This window comes from Ruegeria sp. BB5, from assembly GCF_056539405.1.
The window spans coordinates 14,412-37,304 of record NZ_JBQFUX010000006.1 but is presented as its reverse complement, the minus strand read 5'-3'; the positions used below and the strand labels follow the sequence as shown (position 1 = coordinate 37,304).

The following is a 22,893-nucleotide window of genomic DNA, read 5'->3' as shown; positions in this document are numbered from 1 at the left end:
CGCCAGACTCGGAACGTGTATTCATTTATGAATGGACAAATCTCTTACTCATGCCGACTGGTCTTTGATCCAAAGCTTTCTGGCCGTGGCTCAGACCGGCTCGCTTTCGGCAGCAGCGCGGCAGCTGGACCGAAGCCAACCTACGCTGGGCCGCCAAATCCACGCGCTTGAGGATGAGCTGGGCGTGTCCTTGTTCGACCGGCATGCCCGCGGCCTGAAGCTCAGCGATGTTGGGGCGCAACTGCTGCCGATGGCGCAACAGATGCATTCAGCGATGACGTCATTCAGCCTGACGGCGGCAGGTCAGGCACAGCAACTGGAGGGGACGGTGCGCATCACCGCCTCGGTCTTTGCATCGCATCATCTGCTGCCACCAATTCTGGCACAGATCAGGGCCCAGGAGCCGGCCATTCAACTGGAACTGGTGGCAACGGACACGATCGAAAACCTGCTGTATCGCGAGGCCGACATTGCCGTGCGCATGTATCGCCCGGAACAGATGGACCTGATCTCGCGCTATCTTGGGGATGTGAATCTGTGTTTTTGCGCGGCCCGCACTTATCTGGATCGCGCCGGGCGGCCAACACGCCCCGAAGAACTGTTCGACCACGATCTGGTAGGCTTTGACGCCAATGAACAGATCATCACTAAGATGCGCGCGCGAGGGTGGCCCGCCAGCAGGGACAGCTTCGCCACCCGCTGTGACCTGCAAAGCGCCTATTGGCAACTGGTCCGTGCGGGATGCGGAATCGGCTTTACCCAGATCGAAGTGGCAAAGGCTGATCCGGATGTCGAAATAATACCGCTGGATGTTGATGTTCAGACCTTGCCAGTCTGGCTGGCCGCACCGCAGGCCATGCGTCAGACCCCGCGCATTCGCAGGGTCTGGGATTTGCTGGCGGACGGGTTGAAGGCCAGCCTTTAAAGCGCGCCGGTATAGGTGCCGCGCGGCGGGTAGTTGTTGCCCAGAGTGAATTTCAGACCGCCAACAATGTCGGACATGGCAGGTCGGGCAAAGGGCGTCGTCTGTTGCCACGCATAGTAAAGCATTCGATTCGGGGCGATGAAGAAATGACCTGGTTCGGCGAACAGGTCAGGTTCGGCGCTGCCTTCGCGCGCGGTTGAGATGTTCAGCCCCCAATCATCCCGCGCCGCAGCCATTGGCAGGCTGTGCCCCACACGCAGCCGCGAAACACCGGCCTTCTCGGCCGTTTCCGCGGCGCGCTCAGCCGTGTCTGTGGTGATCATGATCACTTCGATACCAAGCTCGGCAAATTCATCCAGCGCCGCTTCGACCTCGGCCATCTGCTTGATACAGATCGGACAGTGCAGGCCGCGATACTGAATCACCAACGTGCCATTTTCGCCCTTGCCGGTATCCAAATCGAAACGTCCATGGCTTATGGTTTCAATTTTCAGCTCAGGAACGGGGTTTCCCGGTATCAACATGTGTTTTCCTCGTGAATTGGCCGGATCGTCTCATTGACCCGATGCGGCGCAGACGCTAGGGCCTTTGCGACGAAACGCAAGGAGATCCTTCATGTCCAACCCCTCGCTCCTCATCCTGCCCGGAGACGGAATTGGCCCCGAAGTCATGGCCGAAGTGCGCAGAGTAATCGATTGGTTCGGCGAAAAGCGCGGCCTTCACTTTGACGTGAGCGAGGATCTGGTGGGCGGTGCGGCCTATGACGCGCACGGCAAGCCCCTGTCGGACGAGACCATGGCCAAGGCGCAGGAAGTTGACGCCGTTCTGCTGGGCGCTGTTGGTGGTCCGAAATACGACGATCTGGATTTCAGCCTCAAGCCCGAACGCGGGTTGCTGCGACTGCGCAAGGAAATGGACCTGTATTCCAACCTGCGCCCTGCACAGTGCTTTGACGCGCTGGCCGATTTCTCGTCGCTGAAAAAAGACATCGTCGCCGGTCTTGATATCATGATCGTGCGCGAGCTGACCTCGGGTGTCTATTTCGGTGAGCCGCGCGGTATCTTCGAGGAAGGCAACGAACGCGTTGGCATCAACACCCAGCGCTATACCGAATCCGAGATCGAACGCGCCGCGCGTTCGGCCTTTGAACTGGCGATGCGCCGGAACAAAAAGGTCTGCTCGATGGAGAAGGCCAACGTGATGGAATCGGGCATCCTGTGGCGCGAGGTCGTGGACCGTGTGGCCAAGGAATACCCCGAGGTCGAGCTGTCGCACATGTATGCCGACAACGGCGCGATGCAGCTGGTGCGCGCACCCAAACAATTTGACGTGATCCTGACCGACAACCTGTTCGGCGATATCCTGTCGGATTGTGCCGCGATGCTGACCGGCTCGCTGGGCATGCTGCCGTCGGCGTCCTTGGGGGCACCGATGGCCAATGGCCGCCCCAAGGCGATGTACGAACCGGTCCACGGCTCGGCCCCCGATATCACGGGTCAGGGCAAAGCCAACCCGATCGCCTGTATCCTCAGCTTCGCCATGGCACTGCGCTATAGCTTTGATCAGGGCGAAGAGGCGGATCGACTGGAGGCCGCGATCGAGAAGGTTCTGGCTGACGGTGTCCGCACCGGCGACCTGCTGGCCGATGAGGGTGTTCAGCCGGTCTCGACCACCGAAATGGGTGACGCGATTCTGGCAGCGCTGGACAGCAGCCTCTGATCCGCTTTCACATCAGACAAATAAAAGGCGGTGCCACGCGCACCGCCTTTTTTATTGGTGCATCAGTTGCCGAAGATATTGTTCAGCAGATTGTTGATGGCATTTTCAAACCCACCCTGCCTGCGGCGTTGTCGCTGCGGCTGTGCTACCTGTTTAGGTGGATCCGGGGCCAGCATCGGCAGCGGTGTGGGTGTCATACCTTCGGTCACGCGCAGCATGGTTTCTTTCCAGATCTCTGCGGGCAGCCCACCCCCGGTAACTCCGGACAGGGGTGTGTTGTCGTCATAACCCATCCAGACACCAGCCACGTAATCTGCTGTAAATCCGATAAACCACGCATCCCGCGCCGCCTGCGTCGTGCCTGTCTTACCGGCCACCTGCCAGCCCGGCAGTTGCGCCCGTGCGCCGGTCCCCTCGGACACCACACGCTGCATCATCCAGGTCAGCTGCTTGGCGGCCTTGTCGTTGATCACCCGCTCACCAATGCCCGAGCTGGTCACCATCACCGGCGTATCATCCTCCAGCAGCTTCAACTCTGACAGGCCATAGGGTTCCACGGCCGAGCCACCATTGAGGATACCGGCATAGGCACCGGTCATCTCGATCAGCGTGCTTTCCGACGCGCCCAGCGCCAAGGCCGGCCCCTGCGCCAGATCGCTGTCGATGCCGAACTCACTGGCGACCGTGCGGACATTGTCCAGACCAGCAACTTCGGCCACTTTCACCGCCGGGATGTTCAGCGAATTCTTCAGTGCATCTGCCAGCGTAACCCGACCATAGAACTTGTGGGTATAGTTCTTGGGACACCACTGACCGGACCCTGGAATGTTGACGCAATAGGGCTCATCCACAACCGTATCCAGCGGTGAATAGCCCAGCTCCAAAGCAGTGGCATAGACAAACGGCTTGAAGGACGATCCGGTCTGGCGCAATGCCTGCGTGGCGCGATTGAACGCACCCGAGACCCGCGTTTGGCGCCCGCCGACCATGGCGCGTACGGCGCCGTCTGCCGACATCACCACAATTGCGGCCTGCGCCTTGGACCCTTCGCGAACTTTCTCCTGAAAGATGTATTTCAGCGCTTCTTCTGCCGATTTCTGCAAGCGCTGGTCCAGGGTCGTCTTGATCACCACATCATCCGTGGTATCTGCCCCAAAGTAACTGGGCAGCTCGGTAATAACCCAATCGGCGAAATACCCGCCGGCCCGTGCTGCGGCGGCTTCGGACAGTTGCGCCGGGTTGCTGCGGGCACTGCTGGCTTGCGCGGTTGTCAGATAGCCCTGCGCCTCCATCAGCCCCAGCACCAAACGCCCCCGATCCTGCGAGCGTTGCAGGTTGTTCGTGGGCGCATAACGCGTGGGGGCCACCAGCAGACCGGCCAGCATCGCCGCCTGCGCCGGGTTCACCTCGGCTGCAGAGATACCGAAATAGCGCTGACTTGCGGCCTCGAACCCGCGGGCACCGGCACCAAGGAACGCGCGGTTGAGATAGATGGTCAGAATCTCATCCTTGGAATATTTGACCTCCATCGCAATCGCATAGACCGCTTCCTTGGCCTTGCGCCACAGCGACCCCTGACGGCAATCGGATTCATACGCAGCCTCGGACTCCCACTCGCTGGGCACATACGGCACGCCCAAGCAGAGCAGCTTGGCGGTCTGCTGCGTGATGGTTGATCCGCCATGGCCTGACAACGGCCCGCGCCCCTCGCTCAGGTTGATGCGCACAGCACTGGCCACACCTCGGGGGCTGACGCCGAAATGGCGATAGAACCGCTTATCCTCGGTGGCGACGACAGCGTTTTTGAGGTGCGGTGAAACAGTGCCCGCCGTGATCACCCCGCCGAACTGATCCCCGCGCCAGGCAAAGACCTTGCCGTTGCGGTCCAACAGCGTGACCGACCCCCGCGCCCGACCGTCCAGCAGTTCATTCACATCTGGCAGCGTGGTGTAGACAACTCCAACAGCCAGCGCCAACAGCATCGCAACCACCGCGCCGACACGCCAGGTTATGCCCCAGATCAACCGCCAGACCCACCGGAAGAAACGGCGGAAAATACCCCCACCACCGCCACCAGATTTCCGGCGCGTTTTCTTACGCGTGGTCTTGCGCGTCGTCGTTTTGCGCGCGGCCGCCTTCTTGCCCGCGGTTTTCGCGGTGCGCTTGGTCGCCGCGGGCTTGCGCCCTTTCGACGGGTATCTTTTATCCGCGACAAGCGGTGCCTTTCGGCGCCTGGACTCAGTCATGCTCAAACTCTGCCCGGTTATCGTTTTGAGGCACAATACAATGCCACGCCGGTGAAGTAGAGGTCTGAAATTCCGGCAATCACCCTCTATAGCGTGCCTATTTATTACTCAATTGTCACTTTTTGTGCAAAAATTGTGCACTTCCCCACGCATTCACCCGGCGTCGTCCCTCCTTACCCGTTCCTTACTGCGGTCAGGCACGCTCTTTTTTCTGCAGGTGCAAACAGACCGGACCGTAGAGGGGACCAACGTGAAACTGATTATTGCGACAATCAAGCCGTTCAAGCTTGAAGAGGTGCGCGAGGCACTGACCGACGCAGGCCTGCAAGGCATGATGGTGACCGAGATCAAGGGCTTTGGCTCTCAATCTGGTCACACAGAAATCTATCGTGGCGCTGAATACGCAGTGAATTTCGTGCCCAAAATCAAGTTGGAGATTGTGGTGCCTGCCACGATGGCCGACCAGATCGTCGAAACCATCACCAAAACCGCCCGAACCGGCAAGATCGGCGACGGCAAGATTTTCGTCCTCGATGTCGAGCAGGCCCTGCGCGTGCGGACCGGGGAAATGAACGAAGAGGCGCTTTAAGTGCCCTCCATTCCAAAAATTCGAGGACTGACTATGAACCTGATGAAATCTCTCATCCCTGCCGCCGCGATTGTCGCGCTGCCGCAGATGGGTCTGGCGCAAGAGGCTGCCGTCGAAGGCGAGGCCGCGCTGCACACCCAGTATATCTTTACCACTCTGCTGTTCCTGATGGGCGGCTTCCTCGTTTTCTTCATGGCTGCTGGCTTTGCCATGCTGGAAGGCGGGCTGGTGCGTTCCAAGAACGTGGCCATGCAGATGATCAAGAATGTGGCGTTGTTTTCGATTGCCGCGATCATGTACTGGCTGATCGGCTTCAACCTGATGTATCCGGGCGATGGCTGGTCCATCTCCGGCTGGCTGGGTCCGTTCTTCTCAACCACCGTGCTTGATCCCGTTGGCGTCGGCGCCGATGCAGCGGCTCTGGATTATGCCTCGATCGGGTCGGATTTCTTCTTTCAGCTGGTCTTTGTTGCCGCGACTGCGTCGATTGTGTCGGGCGCCGTTGCCGAACGCATCAAGCTGTGGCCCTTCCTGGCTTTTGTCGTTGTGCTGACCGGTATCATGTACCCGATCACCGGGTCATGGAAATGGGGCGGCGGCTGGCTGGACGCACAAGGCTTTTCCGACTTTGCCGGGTCGACCGTGGTGCATTCGGTCGGCGGCTGGGCGGCTTTGGCCGGGGCCATCATCTTGGGCCCGCGCATAGGCAAGTATAACAAAGACGGCAAGGTCCACCCGATCCCGGGTTCGAACCTGGCGCTGGCAACCTTGGGAACGTTCATCCTGTGGCTGGGCTGGTTCGGCTTCAACGGCGGCTCGCAATTGGCTATGGGCACCGTGGGGGATGCCTCGGACGTGTCGCGCATCTTTGCCAACACCAACATGGCCGCCGCTTCGGGAGCTGTCGCGGCGCTGATTATGACCCAGCTGTTGTACAAGAAGCCCGACCTGACCATGGTGCTGAACGGCGCACTGGCCGGTTTGGTGTCGATCACGGCCGAGCCCCTGGCCCCGACCCTGTTCGGTGCGCTGTGGATCGGTGCCGTGGGCGGTATCATCGTGGTCTTTGCGGTTCCGATGCTGGACAAGTTCAAGATCGACGACGTGGTCGGTGCCATCCCGGTTCACCTGTTCTGCGGTATCTGGGGCACCATCGCCGTCATCTTCTACGGTGAGGCCAACCTGACCACGCAGCTGACAGGCATCATTGCTTACGGTGTGTTCACCTTTGTCGGCGCAATGATCTTGTGGATGATCCTGAAAGCCACCGTCGGCATCCGCGTCAGCGAAGAAGACGAGATCAACGGCCTCGACATGGCGGAACTGGGTATGGAAGCGTATCCCGAGTTTTCAAAAGGCTAAGAGTCAACCACTCTCAAACAAAAAACCCGGGCGTTCGCGCCCGGGTTTTCATTGATTAAAACTGCGGGATTTCAAACCCCGACGTCGACAATCGCCTTGGCCAGAATTGGCACGGTGGTCGCGTTCAGGCCGGCGATGTTCAGGCGGCTGTCGCCGACCATGTAGATACCGTGATCGCCGCGCAGTTTCTCGACCAGTTCCGGAGCCGCACCCAGGCGCGAGAACATGCCGCGGTGCTGAGCAATGAAACCAAAGCGGTCCGAGCCGCTGAGTCGTTGCAACTCATCCGACAGTTGCTGACGCAGGCCCAGCATGGACAGGCGCACATCTTCGAGCTCGGCAGCCCAATCGGCGCGCAGGGCGTCGTCATTCAAGATGGTGGTCACCACGCGTGCACCGTGATCGGGCGGGAAGGAATAGTTCTGGCGGTTCAGGAAGGCCAGCGTAGCCTGGTTCAAGGCTGTCTGCGCCGCATCATCACTGATCGCCATCAACAGGCCGGTACGTTCGCGGTAGATGCCGAAATTCTTCGAGCACGACGCCGCGATCAGGCAGCGCTTGACCGACGAGGCTACCAGACGGGCCGCCTGCGCGTCCGCCTCCAGACCATCGCCAAAACCCTGATAGGCAATGTCGATCATCGCTACCAGACCACGTTCGTTGATCAGGTTCACGACCTCTTGCCACTGCACCATGTTCAGGTTGGCGCCGGTCGGGTTGTGGCAGCAGCCGTGCAACAGCACCACGTCACCCGCCTTGGCCGTCTTGAGATCCTCGATCATGCCATCGAAATCGACGCCTCGGGTATCGCCGTCGAAATAGCGATAGGGGACCATCTCCATTCCCAGATAGTTCAGAATCGACAGGTGGTTCGGCCATGTCGGGTTCGACACGAAAACGCGCGCCGATGGGTTGGCCATGCGGATCAATTCGAACGCTTGGCGGCAGGCTCCGGTGCCGCCCGGAGTGGCCACGGCAGCGATGTTACCGCGCGGCACGGACGTGCCCAGAATCAAACCAATCATCGCATCCGCATAGGCCGGATCACCGGCCAGACCGGTATAGGCTTTGCTTTCCTGCTCTTCCAAAATGCGCTTTTCGGCGGCCTTCACCGCGCGCATTACCGGGGTCACACCTTCGGCATTCTTGTAGACGCCGACGCCCAAATCGATCTTTTGATCACGCGGGTCTTCGCGGTACATCTGCACCAATGCCAGAATTTTGTCAGCAGGCTGCGGTTTGAGGTTCTCGAACATCAGTTCTCTCCGGTTGCGACGGGCAGGGTCGGGAAGGCACCCCATTCAGCCCAGGAGCCGTCATAAAGCGAGTGGTCTTTCTTGCCTAAGCGTTCCAACGCCAGGCTGAGGATGGCGGCGGTCACGCCCGACCCGCAGGATGTGATCGCGGGCTTTGACAGGTCCACACCTGCGGCTTCGAACACAGCGCGGCAATCGTCGGGCGATTTCATCGTACCATTTTTGTTCAGCAACAGGTCAAAAGGCACGTTGCGCGACCCCGGAATATGCCCCGACCGCAAACCTTCGCGCGGCTCAGCCGCAGTTCCAGCAAAGCGGGCGGCGGATCGGGCATCGATAATCTCATGATCGGCGAGTTTGGCTGCGGCCGATACCTGCGTCACATCCCGTACCAAATGGTTTTGCACACGTACGGTCATGTGGCGATCCCGAATGATCGGCGGCAGGTCTTCGATTTCGCGACCCTCGGCCTGCCATTTCGGCAAGCCGCCATCTAAAACAGCGATGTTTTCCTGACCCATCAGCCGAAACAGCCACCAGACCCGCGCCGCAGACATCAACCCGGCACCGTCATAGACCACGACCTGATGTCCATCCCCCACACCCATCGCCCGCAAGCGCGACATGAATTTTTCGACCGGTGGTGCCATATGCGGCAAGTCCGAACGCTGATCGGAAATATCATCGATATCGAAGAACCGCGCGCCGGGAATATGGGCGGCATCATATTCCGCCTTAGCATCCCGCCCCTGTTGCGGCAGATACCATGACCCGTCCAGAATCCGTAAATCAGGATCCTTGATATGGGCGGCAAGCCATTCGGTGGAAACGAGTGTTTTCGGATCGTCCAGCATCAAAGCCTCCCCTAAGCGAGCTTGAGTTTTCCCTATACGCGCACGCATTCGGGTTCAAGACTGGATGGGGCCTAGCCCGCCTAACGCGCGCGCCTAAGACGGAAAAACTGAACGATCCCGATCATACTGATCAGAATCCAGAAGGATTCGATCAACATCGACGCCAGATTGAAATTCTGAAGCAGCGAATAGACGATCAGGATCGACCCGGCGAGGTTCAGCACCGGGAATGCCAGATCGTCCGAATTCATCATCCGCATCTGAGTGGCAAAATACGCAGCCACCACGACCAAAGCACCGATTGAGCCAATCGCGTCCGCCAGTGTTAGAGTTTCCAGAAAAGCGCCCATATCTTGCCTATTACTATGTGGGGTCAGGTTCAGCCGATCGCGGCCAGCGCATCCAATTGTGCATAATGGTGCATGTTCAAAAAAACAGCCCCTTGATCACCGGCGCGATAGCCATGCGGCAGGTCCGCCGCAAATCGCAGGCCCTGTCCCGCCACAAGCGCCACCCACTCACCATCCCGCAAAATCTCAAGCGCGCCGTTCAGGACAAAGACCTCTTCGGTCACACCGGTCGCGTGGGCGGCGGATTCGTGGCTTTGGTTCGGCGAAAGTTCCACATGAAAGGTCTCGGCCCGCAGGGCGGGGTCAAAGGGAAAGACGATCTTAACCTCGATGCTGCCTGGAAAGGTCACCGTGCGAAACACGTCAGGCGTGGTCGTATCCCGAAACGCCGCCGGACCGATCAGCGCGCTAAGGGGCAGTTGAAACCCTTTGGCAATCTTCCATAGCGTCGCGATGGTCGGGCTGGATTCGCCACGTTCAATCTGGCCCAGCATGGCTTTGCTGACGCCGGTCATCTCGGCCACCTTCGACAGGCTCAGCCCCGAGGCCGCCCGCACATCCCGCAGTTTCAGTGTAATATCGTCCGGTGCCATCTGGTCGTCTTTCGAATCCTCTTGTGCGTTATAGCGCACATGTGGTACGTGCGCTATAACGCACACATCCCGCATATCGCAACCGGGGCAAAAGGGAAACAGCATCATGCCAATGTACCGATCCAGAACCTCCACCCATGGCCGCAACATGGCCGGTGCCCGCGGCCTGTGGCGCGCAACCGGTATGCAGGATGACGATTTCGGCAAACCGATCATCGCCATCGTCAACTCGTTCACCCAGTTCGTTCCCGGCCACGTTCACCTGAAGGATCTGGGCCAGATGGTCGCGCGCGAGGTCGAAGCTGCGGGTGGTGTGGCCAAAGAGTTCAACACCATTGCGGTGGATGACGGTATCGCCATGGGCCATGACGGAATGTTGTATTCGCTGCCCTCGCGTGAGGTGATCGCGGATTCGGTGGAATATATGGTCAACGCCCACTGCGCCGATGCGATGGTCTGCATCTCGAACTGCGATAAGATCACCCCCGGCATGTTGATGGCCGCTATGCGCCTGAACATCCCGGCTATCTTCGTCTCGGGCGGTCCGATGGAAGCGGGCAAGATCGACATCGCTGATCTGGACGTCAAAAAGATTGACCTTGTCGACGCGATGGTTGCCGCCGCTGATGACAAATACACCGACGAACAGGTGCAGCATATCGAAGAAAATGCCTGCCCGACCTGCGGGTCATGCTCGGGCATGTTCACCGCCAACTCGATGAACTGCCTGGCCGAAGCGCTGGGTCTGGCGCTGCCGGGCAATGGTTCAACCCTAGCCACCCACGCTGATCGAAAAGATCTGTTTCTTGAAGCCGGTCGCCGCATCGTCGAGATCACAAAACGCCATTATGATCTGAACGAAAAAGGCTTCCTGCCGCGCGAGATCGCAACCTTTGAGGCGTTTGAAAACGCCATGAGCCTCGACATTGCCATGGGCGGATCGACCAACACGGTTCTTCACCTGCTGGCCATCGCGCATGAAGGCGAGGTGCATTTCACCATGTCCGACATGGACCGCCTTAGCCGCAAAGTCCCCTGCCTGTGCAAGGTGGCACCAAACACTGAAAACGTACACATGGAAGACGTTCACCGCGCCGGGGGTATCTTCTCGATCTTGGGTGAGCTTGGCCGAGCGGGGCTGCTGCACGAAGATTGCGCCACCGTGCATTCCGCCACGATGGGTGAGGCAATCGCGAATTGGGACATCAAGGTCGCCAACAACCCCAAGGCGCAAGAGCTGTTCAAGGCCGCCCCCGGGGGCGTGCGCACCACCCAAGCCTTCAGCCAATCGAACCGGTACAAGGAACTGGATATCGACCGCGAAGGCGGTGTAATCCGGTCGAAAGAGCATGCCTTCAGCCAGGATGGCGGTCTGGCGGTTTTGTTTGGCAACATCGCTCGGGACGGCTGTATCGTGAAAACTGCAGGCGTTGATCCCGCCAGCCTGACCTTCACCGGATCGGCCTATGTCTGCGAAAGTCAGGATCAGGCGGTCAATGACATTCTGACCGGCAAAGTCGAAGCGGGCGACGTCGTGGTGATCCGCTATGAAGGCCCGCGCGGCGGTCCGGGGATGCAGGAAATGCTGTATCCGACCTCGTATCTGAAATCCAAAGGTCTGGGCAAAGCCTGCGCCCTGCTGACTGATGGTCGGTTCTCGGGCGGTACATCGGGCCTTTCGATTGGCCACGTCTCACCCGAAGCCGCCGAGGGCGGTGAGATCGGACTGGTGCGCCCGGGCGACAAGATCGAGATCGACATCCCCAACCGCAGCATCCATCTGGCCGTGTCTGACGAGGAACTTTCAGCACGGCGCGAAGAGCAGGACGAAAAGGGCTGGGTGCCAGCCGAGCCGCGCAAGCGTAAGGTGTCGACCGCACTGAAGGCCTATGCCAAGCTGACAACCAGCGCGGCGAAAGGAGCCGTGCGTCAGGTCTGAACCGGGTTGCGGTAGGTAGATTATAGGCCTCGCTGTATTGCACAGCGGGGCCTTTTCATTTTTGAATGCCAACTTGATCAAAAGGAGCTCTGATGACGATTTGGCGTCCGTATCAAGGCATTCGGGTCAAGGCGATCGGCTTGCTATGGAGAGGTCCCAGTCTCTTGGTGGCCGACGTCCATGACGACAGTGGCAATCTGAAAGGTGTCCGTCCGCTTGGCGGTACAGTTGAGTTCGGCGAAACTTGGCAGGACGCGCTGAAACGCGAATTTCACGAAGAGCTTGGCGTTGACATTCAGATTTCCGGCGCGCCTTTGGTTTTGGAGAACATTTATCGCCACGAAGGCCAGCTGGGGCATGAGATAATTTTCGCCACAGAAGTGACTCTATCAAATCCATCTGCCCTACCAAAACATGCTATCACCTTTGCCGAGGATAACGGCCTCATGTGCAGAGCCAGTTGGCACGACCTCAGTGAACTCGATACGGATAGCGGACCAAATTTGTACCCTATCGGTCTGAAACGCGAACTGATCGTTACCTGAGTCATCTCAGACAGCCTCCCGCGCCCGACCCGCACCATCGGCTACGCCGATGCTACGTTCGGCCTTGGGCCCGGCGCCGCGCAGTGCGCAGCGCCGGGCCTAACTAGAGGAGATGTCTCGTCAGAGACATTGACGATAGGCGGGAGTGCCTGCCTTATGGCAAGTCAATCGCCTAGTTTTGCGTGAACCTCGTCCAGATCAATCTCACCAATCGGCATCTTATTTGCCGGGTTCTCAAAATCGTATCGGAACAGTTCGAAATCCTGTTTGTAGATTTCGAAGACCAAATGCATGGACAGATCGTCGAAATAATCCTCGACCGGATGCGCACGTTTGGGGCCATGCCCTTCGGATTCGTTGAACCGTGGAATATCTGAAAGGCTGACCGCGTGAGGTGTGTCCAGATTGTCCAGCACCCCCTGCATTCCGACATTGAATTTCTCGGTCCAGAAAATGCGGTCGTAGCGTCCACCATTTACGATGAAAGTCGAGACATGCCCTGACACGGCTGACCAGTGAATGTCCGGGTCCATCGGTCGGCGCCAGCGGATCGTATCCCGCGCAAACAGCAAAAAGCGGCGAAAACTGGCGATCTGGTCAAACTCGCCCTTGCCGTCATCGCCGCCCACTTCGATCCCGTAATTATAGATCAGCGTCGGGACCAGATTGCCCCGATACCGGCTGCCATTGCGCTGAATACCGCAAATCTTGTCGAAGAACGAGCTGAGTATCCGGGTGTACGGATTGCGCACACAGGTAAAAGAGTATGAGGCGTGTTTGCGAATATTGCCGGAAATCCGGGCCTGGCTGTCGGCAAAGGCCCATTTGTGCATGCCGTCCTTGGCGTCATGAATATCGCCGTCGAAAAACCGACCGTGGTCCGAGTAGTACATAATCTGCCCGATGGTCGAGCACGCACATTTCGGCACAACACGGTACACCATACTCTCACTCTCGGTCATCCATGTACCGGGAAAACCCATCTGCAATGCCTCCTCAGCGGGTCAAAATAACCACACGCGCCCGCTTAGGCTCATAAAGAACCAAAAATATTCTGTTTATTCAATCGCTCATCCTCAGTATCAGAGAGCAAACAGGCAGAAACGGACGTTACAGACGCAATATGGCAAAAATTGCCTATATTCTATTGTGCCACAAGGACCCTGACGCAATCATCGCGCAGGCCGAGCAACTGACAGCCGCAGGCGACTGCATGGCCATCCATTTTGACGCGCGCGCCAGCGCGGTGGCCTATGGCCGTATTCGCAGCGCGTTGAAAGATAATCCAAATGTGGCTTTTGCCGCCAAGCGCATCAAATGCGGCTGGGGCGAGTGGTCTTTGGTGCAGGCGACCCTGAATGCCGTGCAGGCTGCGGTGGATGCGTTTCCACGGGTCACCCATTTCTACATGCTGTCTGGCGATTGCATGGCGATCAAAACCGCCGAGTACATCCATTGGTTTCTGGACGAAAACGACAAGGATTTTGTGGAAAGCCACGATTTCTTTGCCAGCAACTGGATCAAAACCGGTATGAAGGAAGACCGGCTAATTTACCGTCATTTCTTCAACGAACGCACCCAGAGCAAACGGTTCTATGCCGCATACAACCTACAAAAACGCTTTGACCTGACGCGCGATATCCCCGCAGACATCCAAGTTATGATCGGCAGTCAGTGGTGGTGCCTGCGCCGCCGCACGGTCGAGATGATCCTTGAGCTCCTGCAACAGCGCCCGGATGTGGTCCGCTTTTTCTCGACCACCTGGATACCGGATGAGACGTTTTTCCAGACCCTAGTCCGCCATCTGATCCCCAAGGAAGAGATTGAGAACCGAACCCCCACTTTCCTAATGTTCTCGGATTACGGGATGCCGGTGACCTTTTACAACGATCACTACGACATGCTGCTGGGGCAGGATTACATGTTTGCCCGCAAGATCAGCCCCGAGGCGCATGAGTTGAAAGAGAGGCTGGGCCAGCTCTATGCCAGCGAAGGGGTCGAGTTCCAAATCTCGGATGAAGGGCGGAACCTCTATGGGTTTCTAACCGGGCGCGGACGCGTTGGCCGCCGCTTTGGGCAGCGCTTTTGGGAGGCCGGGAATACCCTGGGTCCCGAACGCGAACTATATCTAATTGCTTGCAAAAAATGGCACGTGGCCAAGCGTCTGGTCGATCAGATCACGTCCGAGACTGACATTCCTTGTGTCGAATACCTGTTCAATGAAGAAGACACCCTTCTGCCTAATCTTGGCGGTATCGAGACGACGCTAACCAAGCGCTCCCGCCACCGGCGCGCGGTCGTGCGGATGTTGTTCGATCATTTCCAGACCAACAAGCTGGTACTGTGTGTGGACCCGGCAAATCTGGATATCATTCAGGATTTCTGCTCGGACCAGGTCAGGACCCGGGTTCTTGAGATCGAATGCGACTATTCTGACGATTACCTGATCGGCCATGCGCGGCGGGTCGGTCTGGCCGGAGAAAACAGCCCATCGGAAACCGTTGCGCGCCTTGTGCCGGCCTTGCGCAATTCGCTGGCCTATGAAACCGAGTTGATCCGGGGTGCGGGGTTCGAAGGATACTTGCGTATCCGCGAGGCCAATACGCGGGCTGAAAACGAAGAGGTAATGGCTGAATTTCTGAATGTCCCAGAAGACAAGGCGCAGGCCGTGATGAGACTGGATTATCTGTTTGCAGACTGATCCGGCGGCACCTGCCGATGCCGCCGGAAGGGTCAATCAGATGTCGAACTTGACGCCTTGGGCCAGCGGCAGTTCGGCTGAGTAGTTCACCGTATTGGTCTGACGCCGCATATAAGCCTTCCAGGCGTCCGAGCCGCTTTCGCGCCCGCCACCGGTTTCCTTCTCGCCGCCAAATGCGCCACCGATCTCGGCACCCGAAGGTCCGATATTTACGTTGGCAATTCCGCAATCCGACCCGGCTGCGGTCAAAAACTGCTCGGCCTCACGCATGTTCAGGGTGAACACGCACGACGACAGACCTTGCGGTACGTCATTCTGAATCTCGATCGCATCGTCAAAATCGTCATAACCCATGACATAGAGGATCGGAGCAAAGGTTTCGGTCTTCACCACATCGCTTTGGCCGGGCATTTCGACGATGGCGGGTGCCATATAGACCCCGGCAGGCACGCCTTCGGTCACACGGTTGCCGCCGAATACGGTGCCGCCTTCGGCCTCAGCCGCTTTCAGGGCTGCGGTCATGGCCGCACCCGAGGCTTCGTCGATCAGCGGGCCAATCAAGGTGCCCTCAGCCAGCGGGTTGCCAATGGGCAAACCAGCATAGGCCTTTTTCAAACGGCTCACCAATTCTTCACGGATCGAGCTATGCACAATCAGACGGCGCAGAGTGGTACAACGCTGACCCGCGGTGCCCACAGCCGAAAAGACAATCGCCCGCACTGCCATTTCCAAGTCAGCCGACGGACCGACAATCATTGCGTTGTTGCCGCCCAGTTCCAGAATGCACTTGCCAAACCGCTGCGCCACGATGGGGGCCACTGCGCGGCCCATACGGGTTGAACCCGTGGCCGAGATCACCGGCACATCCTCGCTGGCCACCAGCGCCTCGCCCAGCGCGGCGCCGCCGATCAGGGTTTGCAACAAGCCTTCGGGCGCGTCGCCGAACCGGGCCAGTGCACGTTCAAAGATTTTCTGACAGGCCATTGCCGTCAGCGGGGACTTCTCGGACGGCTTCCAGATCACCGGATCGCCACACACCAGCGCAAGCGCTGCGTTCCACGACCAGACTGCGACGGGGAAGTTGAAGGCCGAGATTACGCCCACCGGACCCGCCGGGTGCCATGTCTCCATCATCCGGTGGCCGGGCCGTTCCGAGGCAATGGTCAGACCGTATAGCTGGCGCGACAGACCAACGGCAAAATCGCAGATGTCGATCATCTCCTGCACTTCGCCCAGACCTTCCGAGGTGATCTTGCCGGCCTCCCAGCTGACCAGCGCGCCCAGATCGTCCTTGGCGGCGCGCAATTCCTCGCCCAGCAGACGGATCAACTCGCCCCGGCGCGGCGCGGGCACGGTGCGCCATGCCTTGAAGGCCATTTTCGAACGGGCAAGGATGGCCTCCATGTCGGAAGCTGGGGTCTCATGCACCTCGGCCAGCAGGCTACCGTCAATCGGCGAGGTCACTTTGAGCGTGCCGCCGGTCAGTTCGGCCTCGGTCAGGTCCAGATTTGCCAGGGTGGTTTGCGCAGTCATCACGATGTCTTTCATATCTCAGGCCGCCTTGTTCTGTTCAGTTACGTCGCCGGCGCGATAGAGTCGGCCAAATTCAGTGTTGAGGAAATCGGACAGGTTCACCTGTTCCTGCCGGATAAATCCTTTTGCGGGCAGTCCCCCGGTGCGCATCAGGTCGACCACGCCCAGAACGCCTGCGGCGGTGGTGACCTGAATGGCGCTCCAGACCTGTCCGTTGAGGGTGCGGGCAAAGCTTTTGTTGATCAGGGATTTCTCGCGCAGCGCACCGTCAATCAGGCCCTTGGCAGTGCAATAGACCAGCACCACATCCTGATCGGTGCGCGGCAGCGCGGTCTCGAAGATGTCCTTCAGCAGGTCGCGGCGGCGCTCCAGCCCCAGATCCTTGAGCAGCAGCTTCAGGATATCGCAATGGCCGGGATAGCGGATCGAGCGATAGGATACCGCCCGCGCCTTACCCTCAAGCGTTTCGGGCAGCGTGCCCAACCCGCCGGAGGTGTTGAAGCATTCGTATTCCACCCCGTCATGGCCCAGCACTTCGTAATCTTCCAGCGGCGCGGTTTTCACGCGCTCGCCATTCACGATGGCATCGCAGGGGTTGCAGTACTCGTTGATCAGCCCGTCGGTCGACCAGGTCAGATTGTATTTCATTGCGTTGGTCGGATAGAGCGGCAAAGCCCCAACCCGCATGTGCAGGCTGTCCAGCTCATCAAATTCGGCCGCCAGCGACGCGCCAGCAATGCCAACGAAGCCCGGAGCCAGACCGCATTGCGGCATAAAGGCGGTATCGCTGTCTTCGGCCAATTCGCGCACCGCATTGGTGGCTGCAACGTCTTCGGTCAGGTCAAAGTAGTGTGCCCCGGCGGTCTTGGCCGCCTTGGCAATCTTCGGCGTCAAAAAGAACGGAGCAGCTGAGATCACGGCATCAAACCCAGACAGTCCTTGGGTCAGTTGTGCCTCATCCCCCACATCGATCTGCCGGGTCGCAATCCCCTGTTTATTAAGCACCGATAACGCCGCCAGATCGCGGTCGGCAACGGTGACCGAGTAATTCGACGATGCTTGCAGCAGGCTGGCGATCATCTGACCGATCTTACCTGCCCCTATGACACAAATGTTCCAGCTCAAAACGCGCCTCCTCTTTCGTTTAGGAAAAGTATGAGGGGTGGGCTGTTCGATCCGCAGGGGTATTCTTGACGAAAACGCGGAAAGTTACGTCATTACGACGGTAATTTCGACATAATGTCAAAACCATGGCTGACAGGAAGCGGGCGACAAAAGCTACAATCCGAACTCGTATAGTCAAATCAACAACATCGGTGATTTTTGTGTCCAAATGCGATACGGTACGCGCAATTGGGCCCATTTGTTCGCGCTGAACGTGCGCATTCTGTTGGCCCGGCCAGTGCAGATTAACCGTCGGGCCGGTCCTTTATTTCTGTTTGACCATAAGACGCCTGACACATGCCACAAGACGCAGCACTGGTTCTTTGACGACATTCACGGCTTTAGTTCAGGGGGGAACAGACGTGCCTAAAGACCCGATTGAAAACACTATTTCCTATCATCCAACCGAATCCGACTGGGCGCTGATACAAGAAGTTCTGCCCGCCGATGATCCAACCGTAATCCAATCGCATTTTGAGTGTTTCGAAGTGGCTGAGGATACGATCCTGCCATCGCGGGGCATGTATGTGGTGCTGGGGGGCGAGGTGCATCTGCGACAGGACGAGACGGTTCTGGCAAAGGCCGACGCGGGCGACTATTTCTACGAGGAACATCTTGAAATCTTTGATATTCCCGTCAGCCTCGAAGCTTTGGCCACGCCCGGCACCAAGTTGGCTTATTTGTCCAGCAATCACTGGCTGGAAATTCCGACGGACATCCGCGAAGCCTGCTATGACACCCTGTTCGGTGATCTGGTCAGCGTGCATTTGCAGAACTTTCAGCAACCCATCAATTGCTGCAGCGTTACGGCAGCGGCGCTGAGCATGTCGGCGCTGGGGTTCAGTTGCGAGGTCAACGATATCTTTCGCGAATGTGCCCTGCCCACGTCTTTCGTGGTCAATGACGGTATTTCACTGGGTGAGCTTTACGACGTCGCCTGCACCTTCATCCACACCCAGGGCCTGCGCGACAAGGTGCAGGTTCAGGCCTATTTCATGGACGAGGCCACGACCTCGGTCGAAATTTTGCTGAAGGCGATCGACGAATCCAACCGCCTGGGTGGGGACAACGACATCCTGGTGGCAAATTTTCAGGTCGGTGTCGCCCATGGCAAACCGACCATGCCGGGGGGCCACTTTGCCATCATCGCCAAGTGCAATCCCAGCACCGGGCTGGTGCATATGATGGACGTCCACCCCGAGAAATACGGCAAGCTGTGGGTCACCACCATCGACCGGCTGTGGGCCGGAATGTCGGATCGCGACGGAACCTCGATGCGATCACGGGGCATCCTGCGGTTCTCAGCGCGTGAGGCTGTAAAGACCAACCTGCAGACCCTGCAGCAGGACTGCAACTATGTGGACAGCACATTGTATCTGGCCAAAGACCCCAAGAAACGCCGCAACCTGTTCCGGCGGGCCAGCCCGAATATGAACTCGCTGGGGGTGCTGGCCGAAAGCCTTGCGATCCTTGGGGATGAGCAGGTCGATGAAGACAAGCTGCTGATTGCCACGCAAACCGATTACACCGAAGCCTTGAGCCGTGTGTCCACCGCCAAGGAAATGCACAGCCTTGCGCAGCGGTACCTGAGCCAATCGCCCGATGTGCATCTGGGCAGCACGTTCCACAGCTATGCCTTGCGACCTAATCCCGAGGAGATAACACCCGAGAAATGGTTCCAAGATCATTTGCGCTTGCTCAACAGCGATGATGATCGGCACCTGATGATCAACATCGACTTTAACCGCGTGCTGGGGTTTGAAGTCATCCGTCCGCCCGAGAACGTCTATCGTGAAACGGCCTTGCTTGAGGAGTTCTGGTGCCTCTGCATCGCCTATGACGAGGATACCGATCTGGTGACCGTGGTGGATATGAGCCCTGCGACCTCGCAGGTGTGGCAGGCCCCGCGCGGGCATATCTTCCGCGGCCTGCGTGATTTGAAAAACCCAGCGATGCTGGTGATCGAGGAACACGACCCCCCAGAAGACCCCACCGACGTGGCCCGCATTGTCGCGACCAACCCGCTTGTGCTGTTTTACGCCGATGAGGACCCGTGGTCCTATATGCTGCGTAGTATCCTGTCCAATATCGGCATCACCAGCATCAAGCTGATCGACATTGAAGGCCACGGGGCCAATGTGATGAAGATCCGGCGGCAACTGAATGTGCTGACCGGTAAGGAAAAACCGCCTTACCTGTTTTTCCAGAGCGAATGCCTGGGCAGGCGGTCGGACATTGTCGATATGATCCTGAAAGGTCGGTTGCAGGAACGGGTACACAAAGCCGGTCTACCGGTTCTGCTGCGCCATGAATCCCCCAGCCTGGACAAGAACATCTTTGGTTATCCCAAGGGCGGGTTGACCGATGCGCCGACCGAAAAGCGCAACGTATTGCTGTGCGCCTGCGGATCATCGGCAGCCGACAAGGTGCCGGAACTGGTGGAACGGATCACACAGGCCGGGCACAACGTGAAACTGATCCCCTCGGTCTCGGCCGAGAGGTTCTTTCGCGATTTCGGTGCCGAACGGATCGAACGATGCATCACCCATAACGACTATTACCGCGACGATGACGAGTGGAACTTTCGCTATATCGAGTTTGGAATGCCCCTGCGCGCCTCGCATCTGGCGCTGTGTGACTGGGCCGATTGCGTGATCGTGGCGCCGGTGACCTGCAACACAATGGGCAAGATCGCCAACGGAATTGCCGACAACCTGCTGACCTCGGTCTTTGTGGCGTGGCAATACCGGAACAAACCGGTGATCCTCTGCCCCGCTTGCAACACCAATATGTGGAACAACGTCACCACCCAGAACAATGTCGAAAAACTGCGCGATCTGGGTATTGATCTGGTCGGGCCGCGCAAGGGGCGGCTGTCTAACGGCATGATGGGCATCGGTATGATGGCCACCCCGGATCAGATCATGGAGGTTCTGGACGAGGCCTTCGAGGAACTGGCCGATCAGGAACACAACATCTGCAAATGGGCGCAAGAGGCCGCCGCCTCGGATGAGTTCGCGCAATGGGGCCGTGTATTTCAGGCCATCGACAACGGTATGGCTGGAATTGATATCGTTGATGACAGCAACGGTGACACCCTGTTGCACTACGCGGCAGGCGGCGAAGGCGAGATGAACGAGAGCGGGATGGATCTGGGCAAGCCCGACCTTGAGGCGGCACAGGCGCTGATCGACCGTGGCATCAACGTCAACGCCAGCAACGACCACGGCTTTACCAGCCTGCATGTGGCGGTAATGAACAACTCGGTCGAGATGGTGAAAATCCTGCTGGCAGCTGATGGGATCGACGCCAGTTCGTGCATCCAGTTCCTGCAGAATCCCAAAAACGCCAGAGACGCCAAAGTCTCGGACGAAATCCAGGCAATGCTGGACGATTGGGCCAATACTCACACTCTGACTGAACTTGAGGATGAGGACGAAGACGATCTGATAGAAGACCGTGAAAAGACCCATCTCTACTTCACCTACGGATCGTTGAAGAAAGGCTTTCCCAATCACGATGCCCATGCCGAGGTGCTGGATGATTTTGTGGGCGAGGCGATCACCCGGCAACGCATGCCCCTGATCGTGCCCCACGAGCCGTTCTGCGATAATCCGAACTGTGGGTTTTTGCACCGGATGGCCACGCTGGTCGACCAGAAAGGCCGTGGCAAAGCGGTGCGGGGCGAGGTCTATCGCGTCTCATCCACCGGGATGAAAGAGCTGGACAAGCTTGAAGGCTATCACGGCCCCAACTCGCCCGAGAATGTCTATGTTCGCAAGCGGATCAACGTGTTGATCAACGGCGTCAAAAAACCCGCCTATACCTATGTGATCGCGCATCCCACCAAGTATCTGGATGAATGGGAACAAGGCACATCCGGGATCGTGGCGGAATACACGCTGGATATGGCCACCGGTACGCCAAAACCGGGGTTTCAACCGACAGCCTAATTGTGGGTTTCGATCACGGCCTCAACCTCGGGTCCGGCCTTGAGGTTGAGGTTGTAGCCCGTGATCGCCACCATGCACAGAAGGACAAAAGGCCAGAAAGCGGCCTTTGGGTACAGGTTGTCCTTGTAATGGATAAGCCGCAGGGACGGCGCAGCCTCGGATGCAAACAAGTAGGTGTTTACGGAAACCGCCAGCAACAGGAAATACATCAGGAAAAAGAACGACTCCATGTAGATCACCGGCGATCCGGCAAAGCCTTCACGCAGCTGTACATGGGCCAGCAGGATCACGAAAAACAAGACCGAGCATGTGCCGATCACGCTGGAGGTACTGAAATCATGCCGTTCGACCAAATCGGGGCGGCGGGTCACCGTCATTACCGCACCGAACAGCAGCATCGTCACCACGATCAACGGAATCATGTGGACAATGAAAGCGTTCCCGAAATTGCGCTTGATGACGAAGTTATAATGCAGTTCCGGCAGGTTGGTCTGGAACTCGTTTTCGCCAATTCCCAGCGTTGTATCCAGATCGGACAAGCGATAGTCGAAATAGGTGTTCTCACGCTCCCACGTGCCCATGACGATGCGAGGATCTATGCCAAAAATATCATCCGGCCCGGTGGCGGGATAAGACGAAAAGTCAGGAATTAGAGCCACATTTACATCAAACTCACCGGGCCAAAACCGGACCCAGACGGTTTTATGGTCGAACGGATAGCTGGTGTAGTCAAAGCTCTGCCGCAGGGTCTGTTCAAAATACCAGCCAATCAGGGTCACGCCGTCCTGATCCATCCTATAGGCCTCTTCGATTACGCCATTCGCGGCATCGACGGCCTCGGGCAGGATGAACCCGATCTCTTTTTCGGTTGGCTTGATCGCGTCATGTACGCCGTCTTCGAAATGTTGCCAGACGTAGCCGCTCACGCGCACGTCGCTGGCGCCGGTAAAGCTGAAGGATTTGATGAAGATGCCGGTTTTGACCCGATAGTCGGGCAAATTGTCCAGCTTTTGCAGATACTCATCGACTGAGGCCTCATCTGGCAATTGCGTCGGGTCGCCCTCAAAATGGTTCAGCGCGACCAAAAGTTTGAACAGCACGACGGCCAGAGCAAGCGTCAGGGCACCGGAAATCAACCAAACCTTCTTTTCGATGCTCATTCAG

General features: G+C 58.1%; 18 protein-coding genes. 8 read left to right on the top strand and 10 right to left on the bottom strand.

Features of this window, described 5'->3' with window-relative positions:
- The first annotated feature begins 31 nt into the window (after positions 1-31).
- Positions 32-925, top strand: a complete 894-nt coding sequence (locus tag ACR0DL_RS14340; protein ID WP_480689770.1) for a LysR family transcriptional regulator — start codon at positions 32-34, stop codon at positions 923-925.
- Here the strand turns inward: ACR0DL_RS14340 and ACR0DL_RS14335 are convergent.
- Positions 922-1,449 carry a redoxin domain-containing protein gene (locus ACR0DL_RS14335; protein WP_170379343.1) on the bottom strand — a complete coding sequence of 176 codons (528 nt, stop codon included), beginning with the start codon at positions 1,447-1,449 and terminating at the stop codon, positions 922-924. The two genes, ACR0DL_RS14340 and ACR0DL_RS14335, sit on opposite strands and share 4 nt — an antisense overlap.
- Positions 1,450-1,540: 91 nt before the next feature.
- Here ACR0DL_RS14335 and leuB point away from each other — a divergent pair, with 91 nt between their 5' ends.
- Positions 1,541-2,644, top strand: a complete 1,104-nt coding sequence (gene leuB, locus ACR0DL_RS14330; protein ID WP_170361851.1) for a 3-isopropylmalate dehydrogenase — start codon at positions 1,541-1,543, stop codon at positions 2,642-2,644.
- Between the two features lie 62 nt (positions 2,645-2,706).
- Here leuB and ACR0DL_RS14325 read toward each other — a convergent pair whose 3' ends face one another.
- On the bottom strand, positions 2,707-4,890 hold the full coding sequence (locus ACR0DL_RS14325; protein WP_170552273.1) for a transglycosylase domain-containing protein: 2,184 nt from the start codon (positions 4,888-4,890) through the stop codon (positions 2,707-2,709).
- Positions 4,891-5,140: 250 nt separating this feature from the next.
- Here ACR0DL_RS14325 and ACR0DL_RS14320 point away from each other — a divergent pair, with 250 nt between their 5' ends.
- Both ACR0DL_RS14320 and ACR0DL_RS14315 read left to right on the top strand, forming a co-directional pair.
- Positions 5,141-5,479, top strand: a complete 339-nt coding sequence (locus ACR0DL_RS14320; RefSeq protein ID WP_170351849.1) for a P-II family nitrogen regulator — start codon at positions 5,141-5,143, stop codon at positions 5,477-5,479.
- A 33-nt stretch (positions 5,480-5,512) separates the two neighbouring features.
- A complete protein-coding gene (locus ACR0DL_RS14315; RefSeq protein ID WP_480689769.1) occupies positions 5,513-6,841 on the top strand; it encodes an ammonium transporter in 1,329 nt (442 codons plus the stop codon).
- 71 nt (positions 6,842-6,912) lie between these two features.
- Here ACR0DL_RS14315 and ACR0DL_RS14310 read toward each other — a convergent pair whose 3' ends face one another.
- From ACR0DL_RS14310 to ACR0DL_RS14295, 4 genes are all read right to left on the bottom strand, one after another.
- Positions 6,913-8,097 carry an amino acid aminotransferase gene (locus ACR0DL_RS14310; RefSeq protein WP_480689768.1) on the bottom strand — a complete coding sequence of 395 codons (1,185 nt, stop codon included), beginning with the start codon at positions 8,095-8,097 and terminating at the stop codon, positions 6,913-6,915.
- Complete coding sequence (sseA, locus tag ACR0DL_RS14305) at positions 8,097-8,951, bottom strand: 3-mercaptopyruvate sulfurtransferase (RefSeq protein WP_170399356.1); 855 nt, start codon at positions 8,949-8,951, stop codon at positions 8,097-8,099. The genes ACR0DL_RS14310 and sseA overlap by 1 nt, the downstream gene beginning before the upstream one ends.
- An 80-nt stretch (positions 8,952-9,031) precedes the next feature.
- Positions 9,032-9,301 carry a CBU_0592 family membrane protein gene (locus ACR0DL_RS14300; protein ID WP_170351845.1) on the bottom strand — a complete coding sequence of 90 codons (270 nt, stop codon included), beginning with the start codon at positions 9,299-9,301 and terminating at the stop codon, positions 9,032-9,034.
- A 29-nt stretch (positions 9,302-9,330) separates the two neighbouring features.
- On the bottom strand, positions 9,331-9,894 hold the full coding sequence (locus ACR0DL_RS14295) for a helix-turn-helix domain-containing protein (RefSeq protein ID WP_480689960.1): 564 nt from the start codon (positions 9,892-9,894) through the stop codon (positions 9,331-9,333).
- A gap of 106 nt (positions 9,895-10,000) precedes the next feature.
- On the opposite strand from ACR0DL_RS14295, the gene ilvD reads away from it, so the two are divergent.
- Positions 10,001-11,833, top strand: coding sequence for a dihydroxy-acid dehydratase (gene ilvD, locus ACR0DL_RS14290; protein WP_170379356.1), 1,833 nt, complete (start codon positions 10,001-10,003; stop codon positions 11,831-11,833).
- Positions 11,834-11,925: 92 nt separating this feature from the next.
- Positions 11,926-12,378: an NUDIX hydrolase gene (locus ACR0DL_RS14285; RefSeq protein WP_480649137.1), complete on the top strand. Its 453-nt coding sequence runs from the start codon at positions 11,926-11,928 to the stop codon at positions 12,376-12,378.
- Positions 12,379-12,542: 164 nt separating this feature from the next.
- Here the strand turns inward: ACR0DL_RS14285 and ACR0DL_RS14280 are convergent, their stop codons facing one another.
- Positions 12,543-13,361 (bottom strand): sulfotransferase family protein, encoded by an 819-nt coding sequence (locus tag ACR0DL_RS14280; protein WP_480689766.1) that lies wholly within the window; start codon positions 13,359-13,361, stop codon positions 12,543-12,545.
- 140 nt (positions 13,362-13,501) lie between these two features.
- Here ACR0DL_RS14280 and ACR0DL_RS14275 point away from each other — a divergent pair, with 140 nt between their 5' ends.
- On the top strand, positions 13,502-15,079 hold the full coding sequence (locus ACR0DL_RS14275) for a DUF5928 domain-containing protein (RefSeq protein ID WP_480689764.1): 1,578 nt from the start codon (positions 13,502-13,504) through the stop codon (positions 15,077-15,079).
- A 36-nt stretch (positions 15,080-15,115) separates the two neighbouring features.
- Here ACR0DL_RS14275 and amaB read toward each other — a convergent pair whose 3' ends face one another.
- Both amaB and ACR0DL_RS14265 read right to left on the bottom strand, forming a co-directional pair.
- The gene (gene amaB, locus ACR0DL_RS14270) at positions 15,116-16,627 is read right to left on the bottom strand and encodes an L-piperidine-6-carboxylate dehydrogenase (RefSeq protein ID WP_170413133.1); all 1,512 of its coding nucleotides are present in this window, start codon (positions 16,625-16,627) and stop codon (positions 15,116-15,118) included.
- Positions 16,628-16,630: 3 nt separating this feature from the next.
- Positions 16,631-17,737, bottom strand: a complete 1,107-nt coding sequence (locus ACR0DL_RS14265; RefSeq protein ID WP_170361843.1) for a saccharopine dehydrogenase family protein — start codon at positions 17,735-17,737, stop codon at positions 16,631-16,633.
- A 401-nt stretch (positions 17,738-18,138) separates the two neighbouring features.
- Here ACR0DL_RS14265 and ACR0DL_RS14260 point away from each other — a divergent pair, with 401 nt between their 5' ends.
- Positions 18,139-21,729: a flavoprotein gene (locus tag ACR0DL_RS14260; protein WP_480689762.1), complete on the top strand. Its 3,591-nt coding sequence runs from the start codon at positions 18,139-18,141 to the stop codon at positions 21,727-21,729.
- Here the strand turns inward: ACR0DL_RS14260 and ACR0DL_RS14255 are convergent.
- The gene (locus ACR0DL_RS14255; RefSeq protein WP_170413138.1) at positions 21,726-22,889 is read right to left on the bottom strand and encodes a hypothetical protein; all 1,164 of its coding nucleotides are present in this window, start codon (positions 22,887-22,889) and stop codon (positions 21,726-21,728) included. The genes ACR0DL_RS14260 and ACR0DL_RS14255 overlap by 4 nt on opposite strands.
- Between the last annotated feature and the right edge of the window lie 4 nt (positions 22,890-22,893).